Raw genomic sequence first — 14,162 nt, 5'->3', positions numbered from 1 at the left:
GGAGAGAACCATGTCCCGTGTAGGTAAGGCTCCCATCGCGCTCCCCAAGGGCGCGGAAGTGAACGTGGCAGCTGGCGTGCTCTCCGTGAAGGGTCCGCTGGGTACGCTGTCGCAGCCGATTCACAGCCTGGTCAAGGTCAATGTCGAGAACGACACGCTGACCTTCGCGCCGGCTGACGAGTCGCGTGAAGCAAACGCCCTGCAAGGCACCATGCGCGCCCTGGCGGCGAACATGGTCAAGGGCGTGACCACCGGTTTCGAGCGCAAGCTGAACCTCGTTGGCGTGGGCTATCGTGCCCAGCTGCAAGGCACTGCGCTGAAGCTCCAGCTTGGTTTCTCGCACGACGTGATCCATGAGATGCCGGAAGGCGTGAAGGCTGAAACGCCGACGCAGACCGAAATCCTGATCAAGGGTGCGGACAAGCAGAAAGTCGGTCAGGTTGCCGCGGAAGTCCGCGCGTACCGCCCGCCCGAGCCCTACAAGGGCAAGGGTGTGCGCTACAGCGACGAGCGCGTCATCCTGAAGGAAACCAAGAAGAAGTAAGGGGTGCAATGATGAACAAGAAAGACGCTCGTTTGCGCCGTGCACGTCAGACCCGCGCCAAGATCGCGGAGATGAAAGTCAATCGTCTGACCGTGTTCCGTACGAATTCGAACATTTACGCCCAGGTCTTCTCCGAGTGCGGCACCAAGGTGCTGGCTTCGGCTTCGACCGTCGAGGCAGAAGTGCGCAAGGAACTGGAAGGCAAGGGCGCTACCGCCGCTGCCGCTACCATCGTGGGCAAGCGCATCGCCGAGAAGGCGAAGGCTGCCGGCGTGGAAACCGTCGCCTTCGACCGCGCCGGCTTCCGTTTCCATGGCCGCGTCAAGGCCCTGGCAGACGCCGCCCGCGAAGCTGGCCTGAAGTTCTAAGCGCATAGAGAGAGATACGTCATGGCAAAGATGCAAGCAAAAGTCCAACAGGACGAACGCGACGACGGCCTCCGCGAGAAGATGATCTCGGTCAACCGTGTCACCAAGGTGGTGAAGGGTGGCCGGATTCTCGGTTTCGCTGCGCTGACCGTGGTCGGTGACGGCGATGGCCGCATCGGCATGGGCAAGGGCAAGGCCAAGGAAGTGCCGGTTGCTGTTCAGAAGGCAATGGACGAAGCCCGTCGCAAGATGGTCAAGGTCTCGCTGAAGAACGGCACGCTGCAACACGAAGTCGTTGGCAAGCACGGCGCCGCCAAGGTGCTGATGATGCCCGCCAAGGAAGGTACCGGCGTGATCGCCGGCGGCCCGATGCGCGCGATCTTCGAAGTGATGGGCGTCACCAACGTGGTGACCAAGTCGCACGGCTCCACCAACCCGTACAACATGGTTCGCGCCACGCTGGACGGCCTTCAGAAGATGAGCACGCCGGGCGAAATCGCCGCCAAGCGTGGCAAGTCGGTCGAAGACATCCTGGGTTAAGGTGAACGCAATGTCGCAGAAAACCGTAAAAGTGCAACTCGTGCGCAGCCTGATCGGCACGCGCGAGGATCATCGCGCCACCGTTCGTGGCCTGGGCCTGCGCCGCATCAACTCGGTGTCGGAGCTGCAGGACACGCCCGCCGTGCGCGGCATGATCAACAAGGTCTCGTACCTGGTCAAGGTTCTGGCCTGATCGGGACTTGGAGAGCAAGATGCAACTGAACAACCTGAAACCGGCTGCCGGTTCGAAGCACGCCAAGCGTCGCGTCGGCCGCGGTATCGGCTCCGGCCTGGGCAAGACCGCCGGTCGCGGTCACAAGGGTCAGAAGTCGCGTTCGGGCGGCTTCCACAAGGTGGGCTTCGAAGGCGGTCAAATGCCGCTGTATCGTCGCCTGCCCAAGCGCGGCTTCACCTCGCTGACCAAGGCGTTCACCGCCGAAGTCACGCTGCGTGACATCGAGCGCCTGGAAGCGGCCGAAGTCGACCTGCTGGTCCTGAAGCAGGCTGGCCTGGTCGGCGACCTGGTCAAGAGCGCCAAGGTCATCAAGGCCGGCGAGCTGACCCGCAAGGTGACGATCAAGGGTCTGGGCGCCACCGCTGGCGCCAAGGCCGCGATCGAAGCCGCCGGCGGCCAGATCGCAGCCTGATACGGCAGCATTCATCGCAGCATAGGCAGTCATAGTCGGAGCATCGTTTGGCCACGGCGAAACCCAATGCAAGCGCGCAAGCCAGGAACACGGCGAAGTACGGCGACCTCAAGCGCCGGCTGATGTTCCTGGTGCTGGCCCTGATCGTGTACCGCATCGGCGCTCATATTCCGGTGCCCGGTATCGATCCGGAGCAGCTTGCGAAGCTTTTCCAGAGTCAGTCGGGTGGCATCCTCGGGATGTTCAACCTGTTCTCGGGCGGGGCGCTGTCGCGCTTTACCGTCTTCGCGCTCGGCATCATGCCGTACATCTCGGCGTCGATCATCATGCAGTTGCTGACGATCGTGCTGCCGCAGCTGGAGTCGCTGAAGAAGGAAGGGCAGGCAGGGCAGCGCAAGATCACGCAGTACACGCGCTACGGCACCGTGGTCCTGGCCACGTTCCAGGCGCTGTCGATCGCGGTCGCGCTGGAGTCGCAGCCGGGGCTGGTGCTGGATCCGGGCCTGATGTTCCGGGCCACGGCGGTGATCACGCTGGTGACCGGCACGATGTTCCTGATGTGGCTGGGTGAGCAGATCACCGAGCGGGGCCTTGGCAACGGCATCTCGATCATCATCTTCGGCGGTATCGCGGCGGGCCTGCCCAACGCGATCGGCGGACTGTTCGAACTGGTCCGCACGGGTTCCATGAGCATCATCGCGGCGATCTTCATCGTGGCGATCGTGATCGGTGTGACCTTCGCCGTGGTGTTCGTCGAGCGTGGCCAGCGCAAGATCCTGGTGAACTATGCCAAGCGTCAGGTCGGCAACAAGGTGTACGGCGGCCAGTCGTCGCACCTGCCGCTGAAGCTGAACATGGCAGGGGTGATTCCGCCGATCTTCGCATCGTCGATCATCCTGTTCCCGGCGACGATCGCGGGCTGGTTCACGTCTGACTCGACGGGCACGGTCGGCCGGTTCATCAAGGACCTGGCTGCCACGCTGTCGCCGGGCCAGCCGGTCTACATCCTGCTGTACGCTGCTGCGATTGTATTTTTCTGCTTCTTCTACACGGCCCTGGTGTACAACAGCCGTGAAGTGGCAGACAACCTGAAGAAAAGCGGTGCCTTCATTCCGGGCATTCGTCCGGGCGAGCAGACGACGCGCTATATCGACAAGATCCTGGTGCGTCTGACGTTGGCTGGTGCGATCTACATCACACTGGTCTGCCTGTTGCCGGAATTCCTGGTGCTGCGCTGGAACGTTCCGTTCTATTTTGGCGGAACCTCCCTGCTGATCATCGTGGTCGTCACGATGGACTTCATGGCCCAGGTTCAGTCCTATGTCATGTCGCAGCAGTATGAGTCGCTGCTGAAGAAGGCGAATTTCAAGGGCAATCTGACCTTGCGCTGACTTCGGATCGGTACAGGCTAGGTATGGCTAAAGACGACGTCATCCAGATGCAGGGCGAGGTCCTGGAAAACCTGCCCAATGCGACGTTCCGAGTCAAGCTGGAGAATGGCCATGTAGTGCTGGGCCATATCTCCGGCAAGATGAGAATGAACTACATCCGGATCCTTCCGGGTGACAAGGTGACGGTCGAACTGACCCCATATGATCTGTCGCGCGCACGAATCGTCTTCCGGACGAAGTGAGCGAACAGGAATTGAAGGAAGAGGAAAATTATGAAAGTGCTGGCTTCTGTTAAGCGCATTTGCCGCAACTGCAAAATCATCAAGCGCAACGGTGTCGTGCGCGTGATCTGCTCGTCGGATCCCCGCCACAAGCAACGCCAAGGCTAATCGGAAAGAGGATTGACGAATGGCACGTATCGCAGGGGTTAACATCCCGAACCACAAGCACACCGAAATCGGCCTGACGGCCATTTATGGTGTCGGCCGCTCGCGCGCTCGCAAGATTTGCGAGGCCACCGGTGTACCGTTTGACAAGAAGGTCAAGGACCTGACCGACGCCGACCTGGAAAAGCTTCGTGACGAAGTGGGCAAGGTCACGGTCGAGGGTGACCTGCGTCGTGAAACCACGATGAACATCAAGCGTCTGATGGACCTTGGTTGCTATCGTGGCATGCGTCACCGCAAGGGCCTGCCCATGCGCGGTCAGCGTACCCGGACCAATGCCCGTACCCGCAAGGGTCCGCGCAAGGCCGGCGTGGCTCTGAAGAAGTAAAGCCGAAGGCAGAGGAAGAAACTAATGGCAAAAGGTCCGAATAACGCCGCTCGCGCGCGTAAGAAGGTCAAGAAGAACGTTGCCGACGGCATTGCGCACGTCCACGCCTCGTTCAACAACACCATCATCACGATCACCGACCGCCAGGGCAACGCCCTGTCGTGGGCGACCGCCGGTGGCCAGGGCTTCAAGGGTTCGCGCAAGTCGACCCCGTTCGCTGCCCAGGTTGCTGCCGAGAACGCCGGCCGCGTGGCGCAAGACCAGGGCATCAAGAACCTGGAAGTGCGTATCAAGGGCCCCGGCCCGGGTCGTGAATCGGCTGTCCGCGCGCTGAACGCGCTGGGCATCAAGATCGCGATCATCGAAGACGTCACGCCGATTCCGCACAACGGCTGCCGTCCGCCGAAGCGCCGCCGCATCTGATGCGTTGGCGTGTCCGAACTCGGCGGGTTTACCTGCCGGTTTCGGATATGCTAGTATCGCGCGTTGACCTGCTGCATTTTTATGCGGCAGGTTTTCGTTTTGCGCCGCGTCAGTGTCGTAAAAGGCACATTATGATGCCGGCGTATTGGTAAATTGCTTGCAGCACGCCTCCCCAACGGGGCGCGCTTAATAAGCCCACCGTCCGTCACGGTCTGGCGTGTGCCCTGTTGCACCGCGCCGGCACTGCGTTGGCGGACTCACGGCGCGTCCTGAAGGCGCCGTGATCGATCAAAGGAAGACAACGTGGCACGTTATACCGGCCCGAAGGCCAAACTTTCCCGCCGTGAAGGCACCGACCTGTTCCTGAAGAGCTCGCGCCGCTCGCTGGCCGACAAGTGCAAGCTGGACAGCAAGCCGGGCCAGCATGGCCGCACCTCGGGTGCCCGCACCTCCGACTACGGCAACCAGCTGCGTGAAAAGCAGAAGGTCAAGCGCATCTACGGCGTGCTCGAGCGCCAGTTCCGCCGCTACTTCGCCGAAGCCGACCGCCGCAAGGGCAACACCGGCGAAAACCTGCTGCAACTGCTGGAATCGCGCCTGGACAACGTGGTGTACCGCATGGGCTTTGGCTCGACCCGCGCTGAAGCGCGCCAGCTGGTGTCGCACAAGGCGATCCTGGTGAACGGTCAGACCCTGAACGTGCCGTCGGCCCAGATCAAGTCGGGCGACATCATCACCATCCGCGAGCAGTCGAAGAAGCAGGTCCGTATCGCCGAAGCGCTGTCGCTGGCCGAGCAGTCGGGCTTCCCGACCTGGGTCGCCGTGGACGCCAAGAAGTTCGAAGGCACCTTCAAGCAAGTCCCGGATCGCGCCGATATCTCGGGCGACATCAACGAAAGCCTGATCGTCGAACTGTACTCGCGTTAATCCGCGAGCAGCCGGCCCAGAGCTTGCGTTCGTCGCAAAGCTTCTCCTTCAGCCCGACGCGCCTGGCGCGCGTCGGGCTTCGCCCATCGTTACGATGGGATTTCCAGGTTCCAAACGTCAGCCTTATCGGTGTAACGAGCCGAGGGTATTGAAAAGGACAACCTAATGCAAACAGCACTCCTCAAGCCAAAAATCATCGCCGTCGAGCCTCTGGGCGACCATCACGCCAAAGTCGTGATGGAGCCGTTCGAGCGCGGCTACGGCCATACGCTCGGTAACGCCCTGCGTCGCGTGCTGCTGTCGTCGATGGTCGGTTATGCCCCGACCGAAGTCACGATCGCTGGGGTGGTCCACGAGTATTCCACCATCGACGGCGTGCAGGAAGACGTCGTCAACCTGCTGCTCAACCTGAAGGGCGTGGTGTTCAAGCTGCACAACCGCGACGAAGTCACGGTGTCGCTGCGCAAGGATGGCGAAGGCGTGGTCACGGCCGCCGATATCGAGCTGCCGCACGACGTCGAGATCATCAACCCGAACCACGTGATCGCCCATCTGTCGGCCGGCGGCAAGCTGGACATGCAGATCAAGGTCGAGCAAGGCCGCGGCTATGTGCCGGGCAACGTGCGCAAGTTCGGCGACGAGTCGGGCAAGGTCATCGGCCGCATCGTGCTGGACGCTTCGTTCTCGCCGGTGCGCCGCGTGTCGTACGCGGTTGAATCCGCTCGCGTGGAACAGCGTACCGACCTCGACAAGCTGGTGATGAACATCGAAACCGACGGCGTGATCTCGCCCGAGGAAGCGATCCGCCAGTCGGCCCGCATCCTGGTCGACCAGCTGTCCGTGTTCGCCGCGCTGGAAGGCACCGAGTCCGCCGCCGAGGCCGCTTCGAGCCGCACGCCGCAGATCGACCCGATCCTGCTGCGCCCGGTCGACGACCTGGAGCTGACGGTGCGTTCGGCCAACTGCCTGAAGGCCGAAAACATCTACTACATCGGCGACCTGATCCAGCGTACCGAGAACGAGCTGCTCAAGACCCCGAACCTGGGTCGCAAGTCGCTCAACGAGATCAAGGAAGTCCTCGCCTCGCGCGGCCTGACCCTCGGCATGAAGCTCGAGAACTGGCCGCCCGCAGGTCTGGAAAAGTAATTGTGGCGCGGGGCATCCGTCCCGCATCGCAGCAACCGCCCCGGCTGTGGCCGGGGCATGTATGACTACCGGCCCGCGTCCCGCCGCATCGGACGATAGAAGAGCTGGTCAAACACTTAACTGAAAGGAATCATCATGCGTCACCGTCATGGTCTGCGGAAACTGAACCGCACCTCGTCGCACCGTCTCGCGATGCTGCGCAACATGTCCAACTCGCTGTTCCAGCACGAGCTGATCAAGACCACCGTGCCCAAGGCCAAGGAACTGCGCAAGGTTGTCGAGCCGCTGATCACGCTGGCCAAGAAGGACACCGTTGCCAACCGCCGCCTGGCGTTCGCCCGCCTGCGCGACCGCGACATGGTCACCAAGCTGTTCACCGAACTGGGCCCGCGCTACGCCACCCGTCCGGGCGGCTACACCCGCATCCTGAAGTTCGGCTTCCGTCAGGGCGACAACGCGCCGATGGCGCTGGTCGAGCTGGTGGATCGCCCGGAAATCACCGAAGCCCCGGCCGAAGAAGCCGCGGAATAAGTGCGTTTCCTGCCCGCAGCCGTCGTGCGACGGTTCCGGGCGCACCGCTTACAATCGAGCCAGGCATCCGCCTGGCTCTTTTGTTTTGTGCGGGGCGGCGATGGCCGGCCGCGGGGGAGTGTCGATGCAAAGCCATACTGACCAATTTACCGGCCCGGACGAGGTGCTCGTCGCCATGACCAATGCTCCCGATGCCGACACCGCGGCGCGCTTGTCGCGGGCCGTGCTGGAGGCGCGCGCCGCCGCCTGCGTGAACCGTCTGGCGCCGGTCGAATCCGAGTACTGGTGGCAGGGCAAGCTCGAACGGGCGCAGGAATGGCCGCTGCTGATCAAGACCACGCGCGCACGCTACGCTGCGCTCGAGGCCGTGATCCGGCAACATCACCCCTATGAGGTGCCGGAGCTGCTCGCGTGGCCCGCGTCAGCGGGCTACGGGCCTTACCTGGAATGGGTTCGCGGCGAGACCGCCAGCGCCGCAGCAGGTACGGCAGCACCCCAGGATCAGAACAGACAGGAATCGGCTTCATGACTATCGGTTTGGCACGGCGGGCGGGCACGCCCGGGCAGATGTGGGCGCGGCATATTGCCGCAGCGCTGCTGGCGGCGCTGGCGTGGCTGTGCCTGGCGGGCAGCCTTCACGCCGCCACCGAGGACGACTTCCTGCCGCCGGAGCAAGCCTTTCGCTTTGCCGCCAGCCAGCCAGACGACAAGACCATCGAGGTGCGCTTCGATGTCGCGCCGGGCTACTACATGTACCGCGAACGCTTCGCCTTCGCCGCGCAGCCGGCCGGAGTGAAGCTGGGCGCGCCGGCCTACCCGCAGGGCAAGGTCAAGTTCGACGAGACCTTTGGCAAGGAAATGGAGACCTACCGCGACAGCGTGGTCATCCGCATCCCGGTCGAGGCAGCGCCCGCCGACGGCAAATGGACGCTGACGGTGACTTCCCAGGGCTGCGCCGACAAGGGCCTGTGCTATCCGCCGATGGAAAGCGTCCACAAGGTGGGCGGCAGCGCCCTGGCCGACCTGTTCGGCAAGCGCGGCCGCAGCGATGCGCCCGCGGCCGCGCCGGCCCCCGCACCGGCAACACCCGCCGTGCCGGGCGCGGCCGCGACCCTGCGCGCCGACGACAGTGACCGCATCGCCGGCGCGCTGGCGAGCCGCAACCTGGGCCTGATCGCCGCGCTGTTCTTCGGCCTGGGCCTGCTGCTTACCTTTACGCCGTGCGTGCTGCCGATGGTGCCGATCCTGTCATCGATCGTGGTCGGCGAGCACGTCACGCGCAGCCGCGCGCTGGTGGTGTCGCTGGCCTATGTGCTAGGCATGGCGGTGGTGTACACCGCGGTTGGCGTGGCCGCGGGGCTGCTGGGCGAGGGGCTCTCCGCCGCGTTGCAGAAGCCCTGGGTGCTCGGTGCCTTCGCGGCGCTGATGGTGGCGCTGGCGCTGTCGATGTTCGGCCTGTACGAGCTGCAGCTGCCGCAGCGCTGGCAGACCCGGCTCACGGAATCGTCCAACCGCCGCCAGGGCGGGCAAGTGGCCGGCGCCGCGGCGATGGGGGCGATCTCCGCGCTGATCGTCGGGCCGTGCGTGACGGCGCCGCTGGCGGGCGCGCTGGCCTATATCGCACAGAGCCGCGACGCGGTGACCGGCGGGGCCGCGCTGTTCGCGATGGCGCTGGGCATGGGCGTGCCGCTGGTGCTGGTCGGCGTGGGTGCAGGCAACCTGCTGCCGCGCGCCGGCCGCTGGATGGAGGTGACCAAGCGCTTCTTCGGCTTCCTGCTGCTGGGCGTGGCGCTGTGGATGCTGGGGCCGGTGCTGCCGGCGTGGGCCACGATGCTGCTGCTGGCGGCGCTGCTGCTGGTGGCGGCGGTGTTTCTCGGCGCCTTCGACGGGCTGGGGCCGGATCCGCGCAACCTGGTGCGGGTGGGCAAGGGCGTGGGCGTGCTGTTTGCCATTGCCGCCGCGATCGTGCTGATCGGCGTGGCCTCGGGCGGACGCGATCCCCTGCAGCCGCTGTCGCACCTGAGCGTGGCACGCAGTGGCGGCGAAAACGCCGGCGCTGCGGAGGCGGTGCGTTTCGAGCGCGTACGCAGCGCGGCCGAACTCGACGCCCGGGTGGCGCAGGCCGCCGCCGCGGGCAAGCCGGTGCTGCTGGATTTCTATGCCGACTGGTGCGTCAGCTGCAAGGAAATGGAGCGCATGACCTTCGTCGATCCGCGCGTGCGCGCGCGGCTGTCGGAGATCGTGCTGCTGCAGGCGGACGTGACCGCCAACAATGCCGACGACAAGGCCTTGCTCAAGCGCTTCGGGCTGTTCGGGCCGCCCGGCATCATCCTGTTCGGCCCGGACGGGCGCGAGCGCCCGGTGCGCGTGATCGGCTACCAGTCGGCCAACCGTTTCCTGGAAAGCCTGGAGCGCGCGTTCGGTACGCGCACGCGTACCTGAAGCGTACGCAGGGCGTACCCAGGCCTGCGGCTAGCGCTCGAGCTGCCGCGCCACGCCCCACAACGCCGCCAGTACCACCGCCACCGCGCCCATCAGGCCGATCGACCACCAGAAGCCCTGCGGCTCCTGCAGCCAGGGCATGCGCTCGAAGTTCATGCCGAACACGCCGGTGATCAGCGTCAGCGGCATGAACAGCGCCGTGATCAATGTCAGTGCCCGCATGGTGCGGTTGGTGCGGTGCGCCACCGCCGAGAAGTGGATCTGCACCGCCGATTCGATCGAATCCTCAAGCCGGCGCGCATGCGCCAGCACCCGCTGGATATGCTCCATCACGTCGTTGATGCGCACCAGCAGCACCTCGTCGCGCCCTGGCGCATTGGCCGCGCCGCCCGGCTGGTCGCTGCTGTAGCGGTTGTCCAGCAGGCTGTCGCGGAACTCCTGCAGCGCGTCGCGCTGCTCCTCGCTCAGGTGTTCCAGCTTGCGCAGCTGGATGCGCGCATCCAGCAGGCCCTCCCAGCTGGAGAAGCTGCGACGTGAGTTCAGCAGCGCGCGCTGCCAGCGGTCGAGCTGGCGCGTCAGCGGCGCGCGCAGTTCCAGGTAGCGGTCGACCATGGCGTTGAGCAGCCGCAGCATCAGGTCCTCGGGCCGGCTCGGCGGACGGATGCCGTGCAGCAGCGACTGGCCGTTGCCACGCGCGGGCACGGCTTGCGGACGCGGCGCCTGGCACAGCTCGAGCAGGCGCTGGCGCACCTGATCGATGGTGCGCGACGGCCCGGAGCGCACCGTGACCAGCACGGTGTCGAACATGAAGAACGTGACCGGCTGGGTATCGATCTTGGCCAGTGCCGGCAGGAAGCCGGGCGCATAACGCTTCTGCCGGGCCGCTGCCTCGGCCGCGGGCGGCTTGGTGGTGCTAGCGGTGCCGGCGGCGTCTTGCGGCTCGGCCTCGGCGATGGCGCGGCTGGTTTCGAAGGTGAGCTTGCGGAAGATCACCATGTCGTACGCATGGGTCGTATCGAAGTACGACGGATGCGCCGCGTTGATGGCGTCGGCGAGGTGCAGGTCGAGGATGGGCGCGCCGGCAAGCTGGCGCACCTGCTCGCGCCAGGCGTCGGGCGCCGCGGTTACCTCTTCGGTGGAAAAATCCGCCCACACGAACAGCGACGCCGCATTGTCCGACAGAAAGTTGCTCGCCTCGGTGAGAGAGGCGAGCGGGTGAACCTGGCTCGCTGAAAACCCTAGCAACTCCATGCGCAGTCGGTTCGGCGTCAGGCCTTCAGCAGCCGCGCGGCGTCGCGCGCGAAATAGGTCAGGATGCCGTCGGCGCCGGCGCGGCGGAACGCCAGCAGCGATTCCATCATCACCTTGTCGTGGTCCAGCCAGCCATTCTGCGCGGCGGCCTTGAGCATCGCGTACTCGCCGCTGACCTGGTACACGTAGGTCGGGAAGCGGAACTCGTCCTTGACCCGGCGCACGATGTCCAGGTAAGGCATGCCGGGCTTGACCATCACCATGTCGGCGCCTTCCAGGATGTCCTGCGCCACTTCGCGCAGGGCCTCGTCGGTGTTGGCCGGGTCCATCTGGTAGGTCATCTTGTTGCCCTTGCCCAGGTTGGCGGCCGAGCCCACCGCGTCGCGGAACGGGCCGTAGAACGCCGACGCGTACTTGGCCGAGTACGCCATGATGCGGGTATGGATATGGCCGTTGTCTTCCAGCGCGGTGCGCACCGCGCCGATGCGGCCATCCATCATGTCGGACGGGGCCACGATGTCGACCCCGGCCTCGGCCTGCGCCAGCGCCTGGCGCACCAGGATCTCCACCGTCGCATCGTTGATCACGTAGCCGTTGTCGTCGAGCACGCCATCCTGGCCGTGGCTGGTATACGGGTCGAGCGCCACGTCGCACAGCACGCCAAGCTCGGGGAAGCGGTCCTTCAACGCGCGCACGGCGCGCGGCACCAGTCCGTCCGGGTTGGTGGCCTCGATGCCGTCGGGCGTCTTCAGCGACGGGTCGATCACCGGGAACAGCGCGAGCACCGGGATGCCGAGCTTGACGCAGTCTTCGGCCACCGGCATCAGCAGGTCGACCGACACGCGCTCCACGCCGGGCATCGACGCGACGGCCTGGCGCTGGTTCTGGCCGTCGAGGATGAAGACCGGGTAGATCAGGTTGTCCGGGGACAGGCGATGCTCGCGCATCATGCGGCGGGAGAAATCATCGCGGCGCATGCGGCGCGGGCGGAACTCGGGGAAGGTGGACATAGCGGCTTCTTGGCGGAAGAGGACGGAATGCAGGCCGGCAAGCGCGGCGCGCGCAGCGTCGTGCGGCTGGCCGAAGAAAAACTAAACTTTTGTGCGTGCCCGCCATCATACTCGCGGACACTTTGCGTTGCGCGCTGCGTGGCGCGGTGTTCCCCGCTACTCCTCCCTGAGCGGGTACCCGCCCCACCGGCGGGAAAGTTTGTCCCCGTTGCTTGCGACGGGGCTTTTTTTTGCGCGCCTGCTGCCGGATCACGCGGCTGGATCGGACGCAGGGGGCACGGCGGGGGGCACGCTGTTCGCGGCGGTGGGCTCGCGTTCCGCCTTGCGCGCTTCGGGCAGGTTGAGCCAGCCGGCGATCACGCCCTGCGCCTCTTCGATGCCGCGGCGCTTGAGACTGGAGAACAGCTGCGCCGTCATCGGCACCGGCGTTTCCAGCTGCTCGGCATAGCCTTGCAGCATCTTGCGGGTTTCGCGCAGCGCCTTGGCGTTTTCGCTGTTGGTGAGCTTGTCGGCCTTGGTCAGCAGCACGTGGATGGGCCGCCCGGTGGGCAGGAACCACTCGACCATCTGGCAATCGAGGTCCGTGAACGGCCGGCGCGCGTCCATCATCAGGATCAGGCCGGCCAGTTGCTGGCGCGTCTGCACGTAATCGCTCAGCAGGCCCTGCCAGTGGTATTTGGCCGAGCCCGAGACCTCGGCATAGCCGTAGCCGGGCAGGTCGACCAGGAACGCCAGCGGATCGGGCGCCTTGACCGGCGCCACCGAGAAATAGTTGATGTGCTGGGTGCGCCCGGGCGTGCGCGACGAAAAGGCCAGCCGCTTCTGGTTGCACAGGATGTTGATGGCGGTGGACTTGCCCGCATTGGAGCGCCCGGCGAACGCCACCTCGGGCACGGCCGTGGCGGGCAGGTCGCGCAGGTGGTTCACGGTGATGAAGAAGCGGGCCTGGTGAAGAAGGGACATGCGCTAGAGCAGTGGGGCGGGCCGCGCAGGCCACGCGCAGCGCGCGCCAGGGCCGGGGTTCCGCCAGGGTGGGATGGCTGCGGCCGCTGGCCGCCCGCCGGGGGTTGATCTGGCGCAGCCCGAAGCGGGCACGACAAGGCGCAAGGCATCAATCCGGCACATAACTTATTGTACAATACGCCGGTTTACGGTCTCCTGAGCGGGTGACGCGTGGCATCCATGCCGCGTGCCTCGGCTGCCGTCGTCCGGGCGGGAAGCCTAGTGTGTCGTTCCATCGTGGGCAGGGCCTTTGCCCCGCATTGCGCGTTGCACCGGACGGTGTGGCGGCGGCGGGAGCGGGCTGGCGGGGTCTGCCGCCACGGCCAGCGTTGCGCGGATCGGTCAGCCGCTCGCGGGTCGCCACGATTCCCAGCCTTTTGCACCGGCGCGTCCTCACCGCCGGCAAAGCGCCGGACCGACACGCATCACGGTATCCAAAACAATTCAGAGAAGGTGTGCGAATGAACCGCATTGCGAAGATTCTGGGTGTCCTGGCTCTGGCCGTTCCTGCCGCCGCCCTTTCCGGTCTGGCATCTGCCGCAGAGCAGGCCGCCGCGAAGGCGGACCCGGCCAAGGGTGAAACGCTGTACACGCAAGGTGCCCCCGATCGCAATGTGCCCGCCTGCCTGAGCTGCCACGGTGCCGCCGGCAACAGCGCGGCCGCCGCCAATCCCAAGCTGGCCGCGCAGCATCCCGAGTACGTCCACAAGCAGCTGGCCGACTTCAAGGCCAAGACCCGCAGCAACGCGATCATGGTGCCGATGGCGTCGGTGCTGACCGACGAGGAAATGCGCAACGTTGGCGCCTACCTCGCCAAGCAGTCGCTCAAGCCGGCCACCGCCAAGAACAAGGACAGCATTGAAGCCGGCCAGAAGATCTATCGCGCCGGCATCGCCGCCAAGGGCGTGCCGGCCTGCGCCGCCTGCCATGGCCCCGCCGGCGCAGGCATGCCGGCGCAGTATCCGCGCATCGGCGGCCAGTGGGCCGACTATACCGAGGCACAACTGGTGGCATTCCGCCAGGGCACCCGCAAGAACAATCCGGTCATGACGACCATCGCCGCCAAGATGTCGGATGCCGAGATCAAGGCGGTGGCGGACTACGTCGCCGGGGTTCGCTGACGATCCGGGATTCCGCGACGCTGGCGCCCACGCGCGCCGGCGCAT

19 protein-coding genes are annotated in these 14,162 nt (G+C 65.4%); 16 read left to right on the top strand and 3 right to left on the bottom strand.

The genetic code is table 11. The features are described 5' to 3' along the window. Positions 1–10 precede the first annotated feature (10 nt). The 15 genes from rplF to dsbD all read left to right on the top strand — a co-directional run bounded on the left by rplF (position 11) and on the right by dsbD (position 9,733). The gene (gene rplF, locus U9J39_RS19610; protein WP_012354137.1) at positions 11–544 is read left to right on the top strand and encodes a 50S ribosomal protein L6; all 534 of its coding nucleotides are present in this window, start codon (positions 11–13) and stop codon (positions 542–544) included. An 11-nt stretch (positions 545–555) separates the two neighbouring features. Then, positions 556–912: a 50S ribosomal protein L18 gene (gene rplR, locus U9J39_RS19605; RefSeq protein WP_026164029.1), complete on the top strand. Its 357-nt coding sequence runs from the start codon at positions 556–558 to the stop codon at positions 910–912. Positions 913–933: 21 nt separating this feature from the next. Next, positions 934–1,452, top strand: coding sequence for a 30S ribosomal protein S5 (gene rpsE / locus U9J39_RS19600; RefSeq protein ID WP_006160449.1), 519 nt, complete (start codon positions 934–936; stop codon positions 1,450–1,452). Positions 1,453–1,462: 10 nt separating this feature from the next. Next, complete coding sequence (gene rpmD / locus U9J39_RS19595; protein WP_010812381.1) at positions 1,463–1,645, top strand: 50S ribosomal protein L30; 183 nt, start codon at positions 1,463–1,465, stop codon at positions 1,643–1,645. Between the two features lie 19 nt (positions 1,646–1,664). Then, positions 1,665–2,099 carry a 50S ribosomal protein L15 gene (gene rplO, locus U9J39_RS19590; RefSeq protein ID WP_012354135.1) on the top strand — a complete coding sequence of 145 codons (435 nt, stop codon included), beginning with the start codon at positions 1,665–1,667 and terminating at the stop codon, positions 2,097–2,099. Between the two features lie 47 nt (positions 2,100–2,146). Next, the gene (gene secY / locus U9J39_RS19585) at positions 2,147–3,490 is read left to right on the top strand and encodes a preprotein translocase subunit SecY (protein WP_062801963.1); all 1,344 of its coding nucleotides are present in this window, start codon (positions 2,147–2,149) and stop codon (positions 3,488–3,490) included. Between the two features lie 23 nt (positions 3,491–3,513). After that, positions 3,514–3,732, top strand: coding sequence for a translation initiation factor IF-1 (gene infA / locus U9J39_RS19580; RefSeq protein WP_010812378.1), 219 nt, complete (start codon positions 3,514–3,516; stop codon positions 3,730–3,732). A gap of 30 nt (positions 3,733–3,762) precedes the next feature. Next, a complete protein-coding gene (gene rpmJ / locus U9J39_RS19575; RefSeq protein WP_008642959.1) occupies positions 3,763–3,879 on the top strand; it encodes a 50S ribosomal protein L36 in 117 nt (38 codons plus the stop codon). 19 nt (positions 3,880–3,898) lie between these two features. Then, entirely contained in the window at positions 3,899–4,264 is a 366-nt protein-coding gene (rpsM, locus tag U9J39_RS19570) for a 30S ribosomal protein S13 (RefSeq protein WP_010812377.1), read from the top strand. A gap of 24 nt (positions 4,265–4,288) precedes the next feature. Then, positions 4,289–4,687: a 30S ribosomal protein S11 gene (gene rpsK, locus U9J39_RS19565; protein ID WP_010812376.1), complete on the top strand. Its 399-nt coding sequence runs from the start codon at positions 4,289–4,291 to the stop codon at positions 4,685–4,687. Positions 4,688–4,990: 303 nt separating this feature from the next. Continuing rightward, entirely contained in the window at positions 4,991–5,614 is a 624-nt protein-coding gene (rpsD, locus tag U9J39_RS19560; RefSeq protein ID WP_063241270.1) for a 30S ribosomal protein S4, read from the top strand. A 165-nt stretch (positions 5,615–5,779) separates the two neighbouring features. Next, a complete protein-coding gene (locus tag U9J39_RS19555) occupies positions 5,780–6,760 on the top strand; it encodes a DNA-directed RNA polymerase subunit alpha (protein WP_010812374.1) in 981 nt (326 codons plus the stop codon). 135 nt (positions 6,761–6,895) lie between these two features. After that, complete coding sequence (gene rplQ, locus U9J39_RS19550) at positions 6,896–7,291, top strand: 50S ribosomal protein L17 (protein WP_010812373.1); 396 nt, start codon at positions 6,896–6,898, stop codon at positions 7,289–7,291. Between the two features lie 124 nt (positions 7,292–7,415). Next, on the top strand, positions 7,416–7,820 hold the full coding sequence (gene cutA, locus U9J39_RS19545) for a divalent-cation tolerance protein CutA (protein WP_116313196.1): 405 nt from the start codon (positions 7,416–7,418) through the stop codon (positions 7,818–7,820). Continuing rightward, positions 7,817–9,733, top strand: a complete 1,917-nt coding sequence (dsbD, locus tag U9J39_RS19540) for a protein-disulfide reductase DsbD (protein ID WP_326347810.1) — start codon at positions 7,817–7,819, stop codon at positions 9,731–9,733. Before cutA ends, dsbD begins: the two co-directional genes overlap by 4 nt. Before the next feature lie 30 nt (positions 9,734–9,763). Here the strand turns inward: dsbD and U9J39_RS19535 are convergent, their stop codons facing one another. The 3 genes from U9J39_RS19535 to yihA all read right to left on the bottom strand — a co-directional run bounded on the left by U9J39_RS19535 (position 9,764) and on the right by yihA (position 12,957). Next, complete coding sequence (locus tag U9J39_RS19535; protein ID WP_326347809.1) at positions 9,764–10,984, bottom strand: magnesium transporter CorA family protein; 1,221 nt, start codon at positions 10,982–10,984, stop codon at positions 9,764–9,766. A gap of 17 nt (positions 10,985–11,001) precedes the next feature. Continuing rightward, positions 11,002–11,994, bottom strand: coding sequence for a porphobilinogen synthase (gene hemB / locus U9J39_RS19530; protein ID WP_165835224.1), 993 nt, complete (start codon positions 11,992–11,994; stop codon positions 11,002–11,004). Between the two features lie 249 nt (positions 11,995–12,243). Then, a complete protein-coding gene (gene yihA, locus U9J39_RS19525; RefSeq protein ID WP_116313193.1) occupies positions 12,244–12,957 on the bottom strand; it encodes a ribosome biogenesis GTP-binding protein YihA/YsxC in 714 nt (237 codons plus the stop codon). A gap of 500 nt (positions 12,958–13,457) precedes the next feature. Between yihA and U9J39_RS19520 the strand changes: the two genes are divergently transcribed. Continuing rightward, positions 13,458–14,117 carry a c-type cytochrome gene (locus U9J39_RS19520; RefSeq protein WP_092317600.1) on the top strand — a complete coding sequence of 220 codons (660 nt, stop codon included), beginning with the start codon at positions 13,458–13,460 and terminating at the stop codon, positions 14,115–14,117. Positions 14,118–14,162 lie beyond the last annotated feature (45 nt).

This window comes from Cupriavidus sp. SS-3 (assembly GCF_035818815.1).
GTDB lineage: Bacteria > Pseudomonadota > Gammaproteobacteria > Burkholderiales > Burkholderiaceae > Cupriavidus > Cupriavidus taiwanensis_C.
Note: the sequence above shows the minus strand (reverse complement) of the source record. Positions and strands in the feature narration are given on the sequence as shown.